The organism is Streptomyces sp. NPDC008001, assembly GCF_042958085.1.
Taxonomy (GTDB): domain Bacteria; phylum Actinomycetota; class Actinomycetes; order Streptomycetales; family Streptomycetaceae; genus Streptomyces.
The window spans coordinates 581,169-599,664 of record NZ_JBIBIZ010000001.1; the positions used below are offsets into that span (position 1 = coordinate 581,169).

Genomic DNA, 18,496 nt, shown 5'->3' on the forward strand with positions numbered 1-18,496 from the left:
CACTGCTACCGAGGACGTAAAACATGTCGAACGACGACAAGCTGAGGGACTACCTCAAGCGCGTGATGGTGGACCTGCGCCACACCCGCAGGCAGCTGGGTGAGCTGGAGGCGAAGGACACCGAGCCCATCGCCATCGTCGGGATGGCCTGCCGCTACCCGGGCGGGGTCGGCTCGCCCGAGGACCTGTGGCGCCTGGTCTCCTCGGGCGGCGACGGCGTGACCGCGTTCCCCGCCGACCGCGGCTGGGACATGGACGCGCTCTACGACCCCGACCCCGGCCGCACGGGCCGGACGTACGTGCGCGAGGGCGGCTTCCTCCACGACGCCGCCGAGTTCGACCCCGCGTTCTTCGGGATCTCCCCCCGCGAGGCCCTGGTCATGGACCCGCAGCAGCGGCTGCTGCTGCAGACCTCCTGGGAGGCCTTCGAACGCGCGGGCATCGACCCCGTCACCGCCCGGGGCACGCGCGCCGGCGTGTTCGTCGGCACCAACGGCCAGGACCACGCCTACCTCCAGCGGCAGGGCGACAGCGACATCGAGGCCCACCTCGTCACCGCGAACACCGCCGCCGTCGTGTCCGGCCGCATCTCGTACGCCCTCGGCCTCGAAGGCCCCGCCGTCACCGTCGACACGGCCTGCTCGTCCTCGCTCGTGGCCCTGCACCTCGCCGCCCAGGCACTGCGCCGGGACGAGTGCTCGCTGGCGCTGGCCGGCGGCGTGACCGTGATGGCCACGCCGAACACCTTCATCGCGTTCAGCGCACAGCGCGGCCTGTCGCCCGACGGCCGCTGCCGCGCCTTCTCGTCGACCGCCGACGGCACGGGCATGTCCGAGGGCGTCGGCGTGCTCCTGCTGGAGCGCCTCTCCGACGCCCGCCGGCTCGGCCACGACGTGCTCGCCGTCATCCGCGGCAGCGCCGTGAACCAGGACGGCGCCTCCAACGGCCTGACCGCCCCGAACGGCCCGTCACAGGTGCGCGTGATCCAGCAGGCGCTGGAGAACGCCCGGCTCACCGCCTCCCAGGTCGACGCGGTCGAGGCGCACGGCACGGCCACCACCCTCGGCGACCCGATCGAGGCCGAGGCGCTGCTCGCCACGTACGGCCAGGAGCACCCGGAGGACCGGCCGCTGTGGCTGGGTTCCATCAAGTCGAACATCGGTCACACCCAGGCCGCCTCCGGCGTCGCCGGCGTCATCAAGATGGTGATGGCCATCCGCAACGGCGTGCTGCCGCAGACGCTGCACGTGGACGAGCCGACCTCACAGGTCGACTGGTCGGCCGGCGGCGTCAAGCTGCTGACCGAGGCCGTGCAGTGGCCCGAGTCCGACCACCCCCGCCGGGCAGCCGTCTCGTCCTTCGGCGTCAGCGGCACCAACGCGCACACGATCATCGAGCAGGCCCCCGTACTCGACGAGGAGCCCGCCGGAGAGCCGCCGGCCGAGGCCCCCGCCGCGGGTGTGCTGCCGTGGGTGCTCTCGGCGAAGAGCGACGCGGGCCTGCGGGCCCAGGCGGAGCGCCTGGTGTCCTTCCTGGAGAGCGGCTCCGGGCAGTCGCCGGCCGGCATCGGCTTCTCCCTCGCCACGACGCGCACCGCCTGGGACCGGCGGGCGGCCGTCGTCGGCGAGAGCCTGGAAGAACTCACCGAGGGCGTACGGGCGCTGGCGACGGGGACCCCGTCTGCTTCGGTGGTCCAGGGCACGGCCCGCTCCGGTGACAAGACCGGGTTCCTGTTCTCCGGCCAGGGCTCGCAGCGGGTCGGCATGGGGCGCGAGCTCTACGACGCCTTCCCGGCCTTCGCCGCGGCCTACGACGAGGTCCGCGCACATCTCGACGTGTCGCTCGACGCCGGCGCGGACGAGCTGAACCAGACCGGGTGCACGCAGCCTGCGTTGTTCGCGGTCGAGGTGGCACTGTTCCGGTTGCTGGAGTCGTGGGGGGTGCGGCCGGATTACGTGGCCGGTCATTCGGTAGGCGAGATCGCGGCTGCCCATGTGGCGGGTGTGCTGTCGCTGGAGGATGCGGCGAAGTTGGTGTCGGCGCGTGCTGCGCTGATGCAGGCGCTGCCTTCGGGCGGTGCGATGGTGGCCGTGCAGGCGACCGAGGATGAGGTGCTTCCGCATCTGACCGATCAGGTGGGCATTGCGGCGATCAATGGTCCGCAGTCCGTGGTGGTTTCCGGGTCCGAGGACGAGGTCACGGCGATTGCTGAGGTCTTCAAGCAGCAGGGTCGTAAGACCTCGCGTCTGAAGGTCAGCCACGCGTTCCACTCGCCGCTCATGGATCCCATGCTCGACGAGTTCGCCGAGGTCGTTAGCGGCCTGAGCTTCCACGAGCCGCAGATCCCGGTCGTCTCCAACCTCACCGGCCGTCTCGCCGAGCCCTACACCCCCGACTACTGGGTCCGCCACGTCCGCGAGGCCGTCCGTTTCGCCGACGGCGTCCAGACCCTCCACGACCTGAACGTCACGACCTTCGTGGAGATCGGCCCCGGCGGCGTCCTCAGCGCCCTCGTCCAGGCCTGCGTGGACGACGCGATCACCGTCCCCGCCCTCCGCGCCGACCGCCCCGAACCGCAGGCCGTCACCACCGCACTCGCCGAGCTGCACGTGCACGGCATCTCCCCGGACTGGCAGGCGCTCTTCCCCGGTGCTCGCCGCGTCGACCTGCCCACCTACGCCTTCCAGCAGCAGCGGTACTGGCTGGAGGCCCCCGAGGCCGAGGCGGCCGTCGTGGACGCGGTCGACGCCGAGTTCTGGGCGAGCGTCGAACGCGAGGACGCCCAGTCGCTCGCCGCCACCCTGGGGCTGAGCCCGGAGGAACTGGACGTCGTGGTCCCGAAGCTGTCCGCCTGGCGGCGGCAGCGGCGCGAGCAGTCCGTCGTGGACGGCTGGCGCTACCGGCTGACCTGGCAGCCGCTGACCGGTCTGCCCGCCGCGGACCTGTCCGGCCGCACTTGGCTGTTCGCCGCGCCCGAGGGTGACGAGTGGGCCGGGACGGTCCGTGCGGCCCTCGAAGCACGCGGTGCGCACCTGGTCCCGCTGACGATCGGCGCGGACACTAGCCGAGAGTCCCTGGCCGCCGAGCTGGCCCGGGCCGCCTCCGGATCCGAACCGCTCGACGGCGTGCTGTCGCTGCTCGCCCTCGACGAGACCGCCTCGACCGAACACCCCGGGATCTCCCGGGGGTTCGTGCGGACCGTGGCCCTGGCCCAGGCCCTCGGGGACGCGGGCCTCGACGCGCCGCTGTGGTGCGTCACCCGGGGTGCGGCCGCCACCGGCCGCTCGGACGACGCACCGCTCAGCGCCGTACAGCACCAGGTGTGGGGCCTCGGCCGTACCCTGGCCCTGGAGCACCCGCAGCGCTGGGGCGGCCTGCTCGACTTGCCCACGACGGTCGATGACCGCGCTGCCGGCCGTATCGCCGCGGTGCTGAGCCGGAGCACCGGCACTTCGGAGGGCCCGGTCGCCGGGACGCCGGAGGACCAGGTCGCCGTCCGTGCGTCCGGCGTGTTCACCGCCCGGCTCACCCACGCCCCGAGCGGCGCCGGGCGACGGTCGTGGTCGCCGCGCGGCACGGTGCTGATCACCGGTGGTACGGGTGCGCTGGGCGGGCACATCGCCCGCTGGCTGGCCGGTGCGGGCGCCGAGCACCTGGTGCTCGCCGGCCGCCGGGGAGCGGACGCCCCCGGAGCGGCCGAGCTGAAGGCCGAACTGGAGGCTTCCGGCGCGCGGGTCACCCTCGCCGCGTGCGACGTCGCCGATCGCGACGCGGTGGCGGCGCTGCTCGCCGAGCACACCTTCACCGCCGTCTTCCACGCCGCGGGCGTGGAGCAGCTCGCCCCCTTCGACGAGCTGACCCCGGCCGACTTCGCCCGCACCATGGCGGCGAAGACCGGCGGCGCCACGCACCTGGACGAGCTGCTGGGCGAGCAGGAACTCGACGCCTTCGTGCTCTTCTCCTCGATCGCCGGCGTGTGGGGCAGCGGCCTGCAGACCGCCTACGCGGCCGCCAACGCCTTCCTCGACGGGCTCGCCGCCCGGCGGCGGGCCAAGGGCCTGGCCGCCACGGCCATCGCCTGGGGCCCCTGGGCCGACGGCGGCATGGTCACCGACGCCGACGAGGAGCACCTGCGCCGCCGCGGCGTCATCACCCTGCCCGCCGCACTCGCCGTGACCGCCGTCCAGCGCGCACTGGACGCCGACGAAACCGCCGTCGTCGTGGCGGACATCGAGTGGGAACGCTTCATCGGACCGTTCACCCTCGGCCGCCCGAGCGCCCTGCTGTCCGAACTGCCCGAGGTGCGCCGCGCCGCGGACGCCACCCCGGCGGACGCCGCCGCGGGCACCGCCTCTCTCGCGGGCCGGCTCGCCGGACTCTCCGAGGCCGAGCGCACCGAGACCCTGCTCGACTTGGTCCGCGCCCATGTCGCGGCCGTCCTGGGCCACGCTTCGGCGGCGGAGGTGGAGCCGGACCGGGCCTTCAAGGACCTCGGCTTCGACTCGCTCACCGCCGTCGAACTCCGCAACAAGGTCAACGCGGCGACCGGCCTCGCGCTGCCGCCCACCCTGGTCTTCGACTACCCCAACGCCACCGCCCTCGCCCGCTTCCTCCAGAGCGAACTGCTCGGAGCGCAGGCCGCCGCGCTGCAGGAGCACGGCGCGGCCGCCGCCGACGACGAACCCATCGCGATCGTGGCGATGAGCTGCCACCTGCCCGGCGGGGTCGACTCGCCCGAGGCACTGTGGGACCTGGTGGCCTCCGGCGGCGACGCCATCTCCGCGTTCCCGTCCGACCGTGGCTGGGACACCGACACCCTCTACGACCCGGACCCCGAGCGCCTCGGCAAGACGTACGCGCGCGACGGCGGCTTCCTCTACGACGCCACCGACTTCGACGCCGCCTTCTTCGGGATCTCGCCGCGCGAGGCCCTGGCGATGGACCCGCAGCAGCGGCTGCTGCTGGAGACCTCGTGGGAGGCCTTCGAGCGGGCGGGGATCACCCCCGCCCAACTGCGCGGCAGCCGGACCGGCGTGTTCGTCGGCATGGCCTACCAGGGCTACGGAGCCGACGTGCGCCGGACGCCCGAAGGCGTCGAGGGACACCGGCTGGTCGGCGGCGCGTCCAGCGTCGTCTCCGGCCGGGTGGCCTACACCTTCGGCCTCGAAGGCCCGGCGGTCACGATCGACACGGCCTGCTCCTCGTCCCTGGTCGCCCTCCACCTCGCCGTGCAGTCCCTGCGGAGCGGCGAGTGCACGATGGCCCTGGCCGGCGGCGTGACCGTCATGGCCAGCCCCAACGTCTTCGTCGAGTTCAGCCGCCAGCGAGGCCTCTCGCCCGACGGCCGCTGCCGGGCGTTCGGCGCCGGCGCGGACGGCACCGGCTGGTCCGAAGGCGTGGGCGTGGTGCTGGTCGAGCGCCTCTCCGACGCCGTGCGCAACGGCCACGAGGTGCTGGCGGTCGTCCGCGGATCGGCCGTCAACCAGGACGGCGCGTCCAACGGCCTGACCGCCCCGAACGGTCCGGCGCAGCAGCGGGTGATCCGGCAGGCCCTTGCCTCCGCCGGCCTGACCCCGGCCGACGTGGACGCGGTCGAGGCACACGGCACCGGCACCACCCTCGGTGACCCGATCGAGGCGCAGGCGCTGCTCGCCACGTACGGTCAGGAGCGGCCGGAGGACCGGCCGTTGTGGCTGGGTTCGCTGAAGTCCAACATCGGTCACACGCAGGCCGCCGCGGGCGTCGCCGGCGTGATCAAAATGGTCATGGCGATGCGCCACGGCGTGCTGCCGCAGACGCTGCACGTGGATGAGCCCACGCCGCACGTGGACTGGTCGGCCGGCGAGGTCCGGCTGCTGACCGAGGCCGTCGACTGGCCCTCGGAGGACCGGCCCCGGCGCGCCGCGGTCTCGTCCTTCGGCGTCAGCGGCACCAACGCCCACACCATCATCGAACAGGCCCCCGTAGCGGCCGAGCTGCCCCCGGCGCCCGACTCCGGTGCGGTCGTGCCGTGGGTGCTGTCGGGCAAGGGCGAACCGGCGCTGCGCGCCCAGGCGGCCCGGCTGGCCGACCACCTCGACGCACAGCCCGGGTGGACGGCTGCCGGCATCGGCCTGTCCCTCGCTTCCCGCGAGACGTTCGAGGACCGTGCGGTGCTCGTGGCGCAGAGCGCGGACGAACTCCGGCAGGCGCTGGCAGCTCTCGTGGCGGGCGAGCCCGCAGCGAACGTGACCCTGGGCCGCGCCCGCAGCGAAGGCAAGACCGGGTTCCTGTTCTCCGGCCAGGGCTCGCAGCACCTGGGCATGGGCCGGGAGCTCTACGCGACGTTCCCGGTGTTCGCCGATGCGTACGACGAGGTGTGCGCGCGGCTGGATGCGCCGGTCGACGTCGATGCGGAAACGCTCCACCAGACGGGTTCGACGCAGCCTGCGCTGTTCGCGGTCGAGGTGGCGCTGTTCCGCCTGCTCGCCTCGTGGGGGATCCGTCCCGACTACGTGGCCGGTCACTCCGTAGGCGAGATTGCTGCCGCGCATGTGGCGGGTGTGCTGTCGCTCGACGACGCGGCGAAGCTGGTGTCGGCGCGTGCTGCGCTGATGCAGGCGCTGCCTGCGGGCGGGGCGATGGTCGCGGTCCAGGCGACCGAGGACGAAGTTCTGCCGCACTTGACCGATCAGGTGGGCATTGCGGCCATCAACGGCCCGCAGTCCGTGGTGATCTCCGGCGCCGAAGATGCCGTGACCGCAATCGCCGAGGTCTTCAAGCAGCAGGGCCGTAAGACCTCGCGTTTGAAGGTCAGCCACGCGTTCCACTCGCCGCTCATGGACCCCATGCTCGACGAATTCGCCGAGGTCGTCAGCGGTCTGTCCTTCAACGCGCCGCAGATCCCGGTCGTCTCCAACCTCACCGGCCGTCTCGCCGAGCCCTACACCGCCGAGTACTGGGTCCGTCACGTCCGTGAAGCGGTCCGCTTCGCCGACGGCGTGCAGACCCTCCACGACCTCGGTGTCACCACCTTCGTAGAGGTCGGCCCCGGCGGCATCCTCAGCGCCCTCGTCCAGGCCTGCGTGGACGACGCGATCACCGTCCCCGCCCTCCGCGCCGACCGCCCCGAGCCGCAGGCCGTCACCTCCGCGCTCGCCGAACTGCACGTCCACGGCGTCTCCGCGGACTGGCCGGCGTTCTTCCCCGGCGCCCGTCGCGTCACCCTGCCCACGTACGCCTTCCAGCGCGAGCGGTACTGGCTGGAGGGAGACGAGGACCCGGCCGCCACGGGTGCTCCGGCCGACGCGGCGGACTCCGGTTTCTGGGACACCGTGGAGCGGGAGGACGTGGAGTCCCTCGCCGCGTCCCTGGGCGTCGGCGCGGACGCTTCGCTGGCCGCGATCCTGCCCCGGCTCTCCGCGTGGCGGCGGCAGCGCCGCGAGCAGTCCGTGGTCGACGGCTGGCGGTACCACGTCACCTGGAAGCCGCTCGGCGCGCTCCCCGAGGGCGGCGCGTCCGGCACCTGGCTGCTCGTGGTGGCCGCGGAGAGCGAGTGGGCCGCCTCGGTCCGCACCGCGCTCGGCGAGCGCGGCCTGGAGCTGGTGACCCTCGTCGCCGGGCCCGGCACCGACCGGGCGACCCTGGCCCGCGAGCTGGCCGGCGCCGGCCCCGTGGCCGGCGTGCTGTCGCTGCTGGCCGAGGACGAGAGCGCCTCCGCCGGCCACCCCGCCCTGCCGCACGGCCTCGCCTCCACCCTCTGCCTGGTGCAGGCACTCGGCGACGCGGGCATCGACGCGCCGCTGTGGTGCGCCACCCGCGGCGCGGTGGCCACCGGTCGCTCCGACCGCGTGGACCGGCCGGTGCAGTCGCAGGTGTGGGGCTTCGGCCGGGCGGCGGCGCTGGAGTACCCGCAGCGCTGGGGCGGTCTCCTCGACCTCCCCGAGCTGCTCGACGCCCGGACCGCGGCCCGCGTGGCCGCCGTCCTGGGGCAGACCGCCGAGGACCAGGTGGCGGTCCGCGCCTCGGGCGTCTTCGGCCGCCGGCTCGTCCGGGCCGGCCGCGCCACCGACGCCGCCCGGAACTGGTCGCCGCGCGGCACCGTGCTGATCACCGGTGGTACGGGTGCGCTGGGCGGGCACGTCGCCCGCTGGCTGGCCGGTGCGGGCGCCGAGCACCTGGTGCTCACCAGCCGCCGGGGAGCGGACGCCCCCGGCGCCGCCGAACTCGTCGCGGAGCTGGCGGAACTCGGCGCCACCGCGACCGTCGTGGCCTGCGACGCGGCCGACCGGGACGCCCTGCAGGCACTGCTGGCCGCCCACCCCGTCAACGCCGTCGTGCACGCGGCCGGCGTCGGCGACCACGCCATGATCGAGGACACCGGGCCCGCTGCCTTCGCCGGCACGGTGTCGGCGAAGGCGACGGGTGCGCAGCACCTGGACGAGCTGCTGGCCGATCAGGACCTGGACGCGTTCGTCCTGTTCTCCTCGGGCGCCGGCATCTGGGGCGGCGCCGGCCAGGGCGCCTACTCGGCGGCCAACGCCTACCTGGACGCCCTGGCCGCATACCGGCGGGCCCGCGGGCGCACCGCTCTCGCCGTCTCCTGGGGCGGCTGGGCCGAGGGCGGCATGGCCGGCGTCGGCGACGGCGAGGAGATGCTCCGCCGCCGTGGCCTGCCGCCCATGCAGCCCGAACGCGCGATCACCGCGCTGCAGCAGGCGCTGGCCGACGACGAGACCGCCCTGACCGTGGCGGACTTCGAATGGGAGCGGTTCATCGGGCCGTTCACGGTCGGCCGCCCGAGCGCGCTGTTCTCCGACGTGCCCGAGGCGCGCCGCGCGCTGGACGCCCCGGCGTCCGGCGGCGCCGAGGCTGGCAACGCGCTGGCCGCGAAGCTGGCCGGGCTGCCGGCGAGTGAGCAGGACCGCACCCTGGTGGACCTCGTCCGCACCCACGCCGCTGCCGTGCTCGGCCACGGCGGCACCGCGGCGGTGGAGCCCGGCCGGGCGTTCAACGACCTCGGCTTCGACTCGCTCACCGCCGTCGAACTGCGCAACAAGCTCACGGCCGACACCGGCCTGAAGCTGCCCACCACGCTGGTCTTCGACTACCCGAACGCCACCGCCCTGGCCCGGTTCCTGCACACCGAACTGCTCGGCTCCCGGGCCGCCGCGCTGCAGGAACAGAGCAGCACGGCCGCCACCGACGACGAACCCATCGCGATCGTCGCCATGAGCTGCCGCCTGCCCGGCGGCGTGGGCTCGCCCGAGGACCTGTGGCAGCTCGTGCTGTCCGGCGGCGACGCCATTGCCGGCTTCCCCGAGGACCGCGGCTGGGACATCGACGGCCTCTACGACCCCGACCCCGGCACCCCGGGCAAGACGTACGCCCGCGACGGCGGCTTCCTCTACGACGCGGGCGACTTCGACGCCGCACTGTTCGGGATCTCGCCGCGCGAGGCGCTGGCGATGGACCCGCAGCAGCGACTGCTGCTGGAGGCGTCGTGGGAGGCGTTCGAGCGCGCCGGCATCGACCCGGCCTCGCTGAAGGGCAGCCGCACGGGCGTGTTCGTCGGCATGTCCTACCAGGGCTACGGCGCCGGTCTCCCGCAGGTCCCCGACGGCGTCGAGGGCCACCTGCTCACCGGCAGCGCCGCCAGCGTCGTCTCCGGGCGCGTGGCCTACTCGTTCGGCCTGGAGGGGCCGGCGGTCACCGTCGACACGGCGTGCTCGTCGTCGCTGGTCGCCCTGCACCTGGCCATCCAGTCGCTGCGCAACGGCGAGAGCACGATGGCCGTCGCGGGCGGCGTGAACGTCATGGCCGTACCGGCCGCGTTCGTGGAGTTCAGCCGGCAGCGCGGGCTGTCCGCCGACGGCCGCTGCAAGGCGTTCGGCGCCGGCGCGGACGGCACCGGCTGGGCGGAGGGCGTCGGCGTGGTGCTCGTCGAGCGCCTCAGCGACGCCGTGCGCAACGGCCACGACGTCCTCGCCGTCGTGCGGGGCAGCGCCATCAACCAGGACGGCGCGTCCAACGGCCTGACCGCCCCGAACGGCCCGGCGCAGCAGCGGGTGATCCGGCAGGCCCTGGCCTCCGCCGGGCTCACCGAGACCGACGTGGACGCGGTGGAGGCGCACGGCACCGGTACCGCGCTGGGCGACCCCATCGAGGCGCAGGCCCTGCTGGCGACGTACGGCCAGGGCCGCTCCGAGGACGCGCCGCTGTGGCTGGGCTCGCTGAAGTCCAACATCGGCCACGCCCAGGCCGCGTCCGGCGTCGCCGGCGTGATCAAGATGGTGATGGCGATGCGGCACGGTCTGCTGCCGCGGACCCTGCACGCGGACGAGCCGACGCCGCACGTGGACTGGTCCGCGGGCGCGGTGCGGCTGCTGACCGAGGCCGTCGACTGGCCGGAGACCGGCCACCCGCGCCGCGCCGCCGTCTCGTCCTTCGGCGTCAGCGGCACCAACGCCCACACCATCATCGAGCAGGCCCCGGTCGCGGAACCGGTCGCCGTCGCCCCGGTCGAAGTCGCCTCCGCGACCGTGCCGTGGGTGCTGTCCGGCAAGTCCGAGGCCGCCCTGCGGGACCAGGCCGAGCGCCTGCTGTCCCTCGCCGCGGAGGACGCCGGGCCGTCCCTCGCCGACGTGGGCCTCTCGCTGGCCACCACCCGTGCCGCACTGGAGCACCGGGCCGCCGTGGTCGGCGCCGACCGCGAGCGGATCGCCGAGGGCCTGCGGGCCCTGGTGTCGGGGGCGCCCGCCCCCGGTGTCCTGCGCGGCCGCGCCGACGCCGGCCAGACCGGGTTCCTCTTCTCCGGTCAGGGATCGCAGCGACCCGGCATGGGCCGTGAACTGTACGAGGCGTTCCCGGTCTTCGCGGAGGCCTACGACGAGGTGTGCGCCCACCTCGACCGGCACCTCGACCGGCCGCTGCGGGACGTGGTCTTCGCCGAGGACGGCGACGAGCTGAACCGTACGGTCTTCACCCAGCCCGCCCTGTTCGCGACCGAGGTCGCCCTCCACCGCCTGCTGGAGTCGTGGGGCGTGCGGCCCGGCTGCCTGGCCGGCCACTCCGTCGGCGAGATCGCCGCGGCCCACGTGGCCGGAGCGCTGTCGCTCGACGACGCGGCCGTCCTGGTCACGGCCCGCGCCCGGCTGATGCAGGCCCTGCCCGCCGCCGGCGCCATGGTCGCCGTGCAGGCCACCGAGGACGAGGTCCTGCCGCACCTCACCGGCCGGGTGAGCATCGCCGCCGTCAACGGGCCGCGGTCCGTGGTGGTCTCCGGTGCCGAAGATGCCGTGACGGAGATCGCTGCGGTCTTCACCGAGCAGGGCCGCAAGACCTCCCGGCTCAAGGTCAGCCACGCCTTCCACTCGCCGCTCATGGACCCCATGCTCGACGAGTTCGCGCAGGTCGTACGGGGGCTGTCCTTCAGCGAGCCGCGGATCCCGGTCGTCTCCAACGTGACCGGCCAGCTCGTGGACAGCTACACGGCCGAGTACTGGGTCCGGCACGTCCGCGAGGCGGTGCGCTTCGCCGACGGCATCAGGACCCTGGGCGAACAGGGCGTCACCACCTTCGTGGAGATCGGCCCCGGCGGGGTGCTGAGTGCGATGGCCCAGGACTGCCTGGACGGCGCCCGCACCGTGCCCGCCGTACGGGCCGGCAGCCCGGAACCCGAAGCGATCACGAGCGCCGTCGCACAGCTTCACGTGGCCGGCGTGCCCGTCGACTGGAGCGCGTTCTTCGCCGGCCGGGGCGCCCGCCGGGCGGACCTGCCGACGTACGCCTTCCAGCACCAGCGGTACTGGCTGGAGACGGCCGCCCCCGCGGCTGCAGCTGCCGCAGGCACCGGCAGCGCCGAGGCGGGCTTCTGGGAGACGGTGGAGCGCGAGGACGTCCAGTCCCTCGCCGCCACCCTCGACCTGCCCGCCGAGCAGCTGGACGCGGTGCTGCCCCGGCTGTCCGCGTGGCGCAGGCAGCAGCGCCGGGAATCCGCGGTGGAAGGCTGGTCCTACCGCGCCGGCTGGAAGCCGCTGAGCGGTCTCCGGACCCACGAACTCACCGGCGAGTGGCTGTTCTTGGTCACCGAGGAGACCGACTGGAGCGCCGCCGTCGCCGGCGGACTCACCGCACGCGGGGCCCGGCTGATCACGGTGGTGGTCGATCCGGCCGCCGACCGCGGCACGCTGCTGCGGCAGCTCGGCGCCGCGACCGGCGGAACACCGGTCGAAGGCGTCGTCTCCCTCCTCGGCACCGACGAGCGCCCGCACCCCGGGCACACGGCCGTCTCCGTGGGCACCGTGCTGTCCCTCACCCTCGTCCAGGCGCTGGGGGACGCGGGCATCGACGCCCCGCTGTGGGCGCTGACCAGGTCGGCGATGTCCACCGGCCGTGCGGACGCGGTGCCGAGCGCCGTCCAGAACGCCGTCTGGGGTCTGGGCCGGGTGGCGGCGCTGGAGCACGCGCGGCGCTGGGGCGGGCTGATCGACCTGCCGGAGGTGATCGACGACCGGGTCGCCGGCCGTCTCGCCGCGGTGCTCGGCCAGTCGGCCGAGGACCAGGTCGCGATCCGCTCCCGCGGCGTGTTCGGCCGCAGGCTCTCGCACGCTGCCGCCCGCCGCAACGGCAGGGCCGGGCAGCCGTGGACCCCCCGCGGCACGGTGCTGATCACCGGCGGTACGGGCGCGCTGGGCGGGCACGTCGCCCGCTGGCTCGCCGGTGCGGGCGCCGAGCACCTCGTGCTCACCAGCCGCCGGGGCGCCGACGCCCCCGGCGCGGCCGGCCTCGCCTCCGAACTGGAGGCGGCAGGCGCCCGCGTGACCGTCGCCGCCTGCGACGTCGCCGACCGCGAGGCGCTGGCCGCACTGCTCGCCGAGCACCCGGTCGACGCCGTCGTGCACACCGCGGGCGTGGACCACCTGGAGCCGCTGGACGGCATGACCCCGGCCTCCTTCGCCGACGTGCTGTCCGCGAAGGCCGCCGGCGCGCTGCACCTCGACGAACTCCTCGCCGACCGGGAACTGGACGCCTTCGTCCTCTTCTCCTCCATCGCGGGCGTGTGGGGCAGCGGCTACCAGGCCGCCTACGCGGCGGCCAACGCCGTCCTCGACGGGCTCGCCGCACGACGCCGGGCCCGAGGCCTCACCGCGACCGCCGTGGCCTGGGGCCCGTGGGCCGGCGGCGGCATGGCCGAGAGCGAAGGCGCGGACGAACGACTGCGCCGCCGCGGCCTGATCCCGATGCCCGCCGCCCTCGCCGTGTCCGGACTCCGGCAGGCGCTCGACTCCGGCGAACCGGCCGTGACCGTGGCCGACATCGACTGGGAGCGCTTCGTCCCCCCGTTCACCGTGGGCCGCCCGAGCGCACTGCTCGGCGACCTCCCGGAGACCCGGCGGATCCTGAGCGCCGGGAACGGGACCTCCGAGACCGGCACCGCGGCCGCTTCGCCGCTGGCCGGCCGGCTCGCCGGGATGCCCGCGGCCGAGCAGCACGCACTGCTGACCGAGCTCGTCCGCACGCACGCGGCGGCCGTCCTCGGCCACAGCGGCGCCGGAGAGGTCGAAGCCGACCGGGCCTTCAAGGACCTGGGCTTCGACTCCCTGACCGCCGTCGAACTCCGCAACAAGCTCAACGCGGAGACCGGCCTCGCACTCCCGCCCACCCTGGTCTTCGACTACCCCAACGCCGACGCCCTCGCCCGGCTGCTGCGCACCGAGCTCACCGGCAGCACCACCGAAACCGCCACGGAGACGGCCGCCACGGCGCCCGCCGCGGACGACGACCCCATCGCGATCGTCGGCATGGCGTGCAGGTACCCGGGTGGTGTGCGTTCGCCCGAGGACCTGTGGAAACTGGTGATCTCCGGCGAAGACGCCGTCGGCGACTTCCCGGCGGACCGCGGCTGGGACGTGGACGGCATCTACGACCCGGACCCGGACGCGTCCGGCAAGACGTACACGCGCAGCGGCGGATTCCTCTACGAGGCCGGGGAGTTCGACCCCGCGTTCTTCGGGATCAGCCCGCGTGAGGCCGTGGCGATGGATCCGCAGCAGCGGTTGCTGCTGGAGACCACGTGGGAGACGTTCGAACGGGCCGGCATCGACGCGGAATCGGTGCGGGGGAGCCGTACAGGAGTCTTCGTCGGCTCCGGCTACCAGGACTACGCCGCACAGGCGTTCAACGCGATCGACGACTCCGAGGGCTTCTTCGGCACGGGCAACTCCGCCAGCATCATGTCCGGCCGCATCGCCTACACCCTCGGCCTGGAGGGCCCGGCGGTCACCGTCGACACGGCCTGCTCGTCGTCCCTGGTCGCCCTTCACTGGGCCGTCCAGGCACTGCGCAACGGCGAATGCTCGATGGCACTGGCCGGCGGCGTGATGGTGATGTCGACCCCGCGCGCCTTCGTGGAGTTCAGCCGCCAGCGCGGCCTCGCCCCGGACGGCCGCTGCAAGGCGTTCGGCGCCGGCGCGGACGGCACCGGCTGGGCCGAGGGCGTCGGCATGCTCCTGGTGGAGCGGCTGTCGGACGCCCGGCGCAACGGGCATCAGGTCCTGGCGGTCGTCCGCGGCAGCGCCATCAACCAGGACGGTGCGTCCAACGGCCTGACCGCCCCGAACGGCCCGGCCCAGCAGCGGGTGATCCGGCAGGCCCTTGCCTCCGCCGGCCTCACCCCGGCCGACGTGGACGCGGTCGAGGCACACGGCACCGGCACCACGCTCGGCGACCCGATCGAGGCGCAGGCGCTGATCGCCACGTACGGCCAGGAGCGGCCGGAGGACCGGCCGCTGTGGCTGGGGTCGCTGAAGTCCAACATCGGTCACGCCCAGGCTGCGGCCGGTGTCGGCGGCATCATCAAGATGGTCATGGCGATGCGCCACGGCGTGCTCCCGCGGACGCTCCACGCCGATGAGCCGACACCGCACGTGGACTGGTCGGCGGGTGAGGTCCGGCTGCTGACCGAGGCCATTGACTGGCCTTCGGAGGACCGGCCCCGGCGTGCTGCCATCTCGTCTTTCGGCGTCAGCGGCACCAACGCCCACACCATCATCGAACAGGCCCCGCCGGCTCCGGCCGAGGACGAGGCCGTCACCCCGGCGGCACCGGCCCTGCTGCCCTGGGTGCTCTCCGCCAAGAGCAGTGCGGCACTGCGCGATCAGGCGCGCCGCCTGCTGTCCTTCGTGGACGACGGGATGTCACCGGCCGACATCGGCTTCTCGCTGGCCACCACCCGGACCGCCCTGCGCCACCGGGCCGCCGTGATCGGCGAGAGCCACGACGAATTCCTGCGCGGACTGGGCTACCTGGCCGCCGGAATGCCGTCGCCCGGCGTCGTCCAGGGCCGGCCGGGCGGCAAGACCGGGTTCCTGTTCTCCGGTCAGGGGTCACAGCGGATCGGCATGGGCCGTGAGCTGTACGAGGCGTTCCCGGTGTTCGCGGAGGCGTACGACGAGGTGTGCGCGCATCTGGACGCACCGGTCGACGTCGACGCCGAGACGCTGCACCAGACCGGGTGCACCCAGCCCGCACTGTTCGCGGTCGAGGTGGCGCTGTTCCGCCTGCTGGAGTCGTGGGGCGTGCGGCCGGACTACGTGGCAGGTCACTCGGTGGGTGAGATTGCGGCTGTGCATGTGGCCGGGGTGCTGTCCCTGGAGGACGCGGCCAAGCTGGTGTCGGCGCGTGCTGCGCTGATGCAGGCGCTGCCTGCGGGCGGTGCGATGGTCGCGGTCCAGGCCACCGAGGACGAGATCTTGCCGCACCTGACCGAGCACGTGGGCATCGCGGCCATCAACGGCCCGCAGTCCCTGGTGATTTCCGGTGCCGAAGACGCCGTGACGGAGATCGCCGCGGTCTTCACCGAGCAGGGCCGTAAGACCTCGCGACTGAAGGTCAGCCACGCGTTCCACTCGCCGCTCATGGACCCCATGCTCGACGCGTTCGCCGACGTCGTCCGCGACCTGAGCTTCAACGAGCCCACGATCCCCGTCGTCTCCAACCTCACCGGCCGCCTCGCCGAGCCCTACACCCCCGAGTACTGGGTCCGCCACGTCCGCGAGGCCGTCCGCTTCGCCGACGGCGTGCAGACCCTCGGTGACCTGGGTGTCACCACCTTCGTGGAGATCGGCCCGGGCGGCGTGCTGAGCGGGATGGCACAGGGCTGCGTGGACGAGGCGCTCACCGTGCCGGTGCTGCGGGCCGACCGCCCCGAGCGGCAGGCACTCGTCACCGCCCTCGCGCACCTGCACACGCATGGCGTCGCGGTGGACTGGAACGTGTTCTTCTCCGGAGCGCGGAAGGCCGACCTGCCGACGTACGCCTTCCAGCACGAGCGCTACTGGGTGGAGGCGCAGGAACCCGCCGCTGCGGCAGCCGATCCGGTGGACGCCGAGTTCTGGGAAACGGTGGAGCGCGAGGACCTGCAGGCCCTCGCCGGCACTCTGGACATCCGTGCCGAGGACACGTTCAGTGACGTCCTGCCGCGGCTGTCGTCGTGGCGGCGGCAGCGCAAAGAGCAGTCCGCCGTGGACCACTGGCGCTACCGGGTCACCTGGAAAGGGATCCCCGACTCCCACGGCTCTGCCCGAAGCGGCCACTGGCTGGTTCCTGTCAGCGCTGCTCAGCTCGGTGGGGACTGGATCACCGCCTGCCTGCGCGGGCTGACGGAGCAGGGCCTCACCCCGCTGCCGGTCCCGGTCGAGCCGGCCACCAGCCGCGAGGACCTGGCGGCGCAGCTCGCCCAGGCGGCCGATGGGGAGGCCGTGGCAGGCGTCCTGTCGTTGCTCGCCGTCGACGGCTCTCCCGCTCTCACCCCCGGCCTGACCACCGGCGTCGCCCTGTCCGTCCTGCTCGTCCAGGCACTGGGTGACGCGGGGCTCGACGCTCCGCTGTGGTGCGCGACCCGGAACACGGTGGGCGTGAGCCCCGCCGACGGGCCGGGCGACCCCGTCCAGTCCCAGGTGTGGGGTCTGGGCCGGGTGGCGGCGCTGGAGCACGCGCGGCGCTGGGGCGGGCTGATCGACCTGCCGGAGGTGATCGACGACCGCATCGCCGGCCGTCTCGCCGCGGTGCTCGGCCAGTCGGCCGAGGACCAGGTCGCGATCCGCGCCCACGGGGTGTTCGGCCGCCGGCTGTCCCGTGTGCCCGCGGGGCGGAAGGGCCGCTCGTGGTCGCCGCGCGGCACGGTGCTGATCACGGGTGGTACGGGTGCGCTGGGCGGGCACGTCGCCCGCTGGCTGGCGGGCGCGGGTGCCGGGCACCTCGTGCTGACCAGCCGCCGGGGCATCGACGCCCCCGGCGCCGGTGAACTGCGGTCCGCGCTGGAGGCGCTGGGCGCTCGTGTCACGGTCGCGGCCTGTGACGTGGCCGATCGCGACGCTCTGGCCGTGCTGCTCGCCGAGCACCCCGTCAACGCCGTCGTCCACGCGGCCGGCACCGCCGAGGCCGGCATGCTCGCCGAGACCAGCCTCGGCGACTTCGCGGCGACCGTCGCCGCGAAGGCCCTCGGGGCCGTGCACCTGGACGAACTGCTGGGCGATCAGGAGCTTGACGCCTTCGTCCTGTTCTCCTCCATCTCCGGTGTCTGGGGAGGCGGCGGACAGGCCGCGTACTCGGCCGCGAACGCCTTCCTCGACGGCCTGGCGGAGAACCGGCGGGCCCGGGGCCTCGCCGCCACCGCCGTCGCCTGGGGCCCGTGGGGCGAGGGCGGCATGGTCGCCGACACCGGCGACGAGGAGCGGCTGCGGCAGCGCGGCCTGACCGTCCTGCGGCCGGACCGGGCGATCTCCGCGCTGCACGCCGCGCTGAGCGAGGGCGACGGCGCGGTCACCGTGGCGGACGTGGACTGGGAGCGCTTCGTCGTCCCGTTCACCCTCAGCAGGCCGAGCGCGCTGCTGAGCGAGCTGCCCGAGGTCAGGGACGCCCTGGCCGGGGAGCCCGCCGGACAGGACGCGGAACCGAGCGCGCTGAAGGAGAAGCTGTCCGGGCTGTCCGAGGGCGAACAGGAACGGCTGCTCGTGGACACCGTGTGCGCGCACGCGGCGGCCGTCCTCGGCCACAGCGGCTCCGCCGCCGTGGAACCGGACCTGGCGTTCCGGGAGCTCGGCTTCGACTCGCTCACCGCGGTGGAGCTGCGCAACCTGCTCACCGCCGACACCGGGCTGACCCTGCCCGCGACGCTGGTCTTCGACCACCCGACGCCCCAGGCGATCGCCCGTCACCTGCGGAGCGAACTCACCGGCGAGGCCGGCCCGGACGAGGTGTCCGTCTTCAGCGAGCTCGACCGGCTGGAGTCGGCGATCTCGACGGGCGCCACCGCCGAGGAGACGGTCCGCGCCGGGGTGCGGAGGCGCCTGCAGGAGCTGCTGTCCCTGGTGAACACCACCGCGGAACAAGCAGCGGAATCCGCCGACGCACAGCGGCAGCTCCAGGACGCGACGATCGACGACATCTTCGATCTGATCGATCAAGATCTAGAAAATTCCTAGTTCTTGGCGCTCTACCTTTAACGACAGCCGAG

The 18,496-nt window shown here is 74.0% G+C and carries 1 protein-coding gene; it reads left to right on the forward strand.

Features of this window, described 5'->3' with window-relative positions; genetic code table 11:
- Positions 1-23 precede the first annotated feature (23 nt).
- Complete coding sequence (locus ACFZCD_RS02245) at positions 24-18,464, forward strand: type I polyketide synthase (protein ID WP_391826956.1); 18,441 nt, start codon at positions 24-26, stop codon at positions 18,462-18,464.
- Positions 18,465-18,496 lie beyond the last annotated feature (32 nt).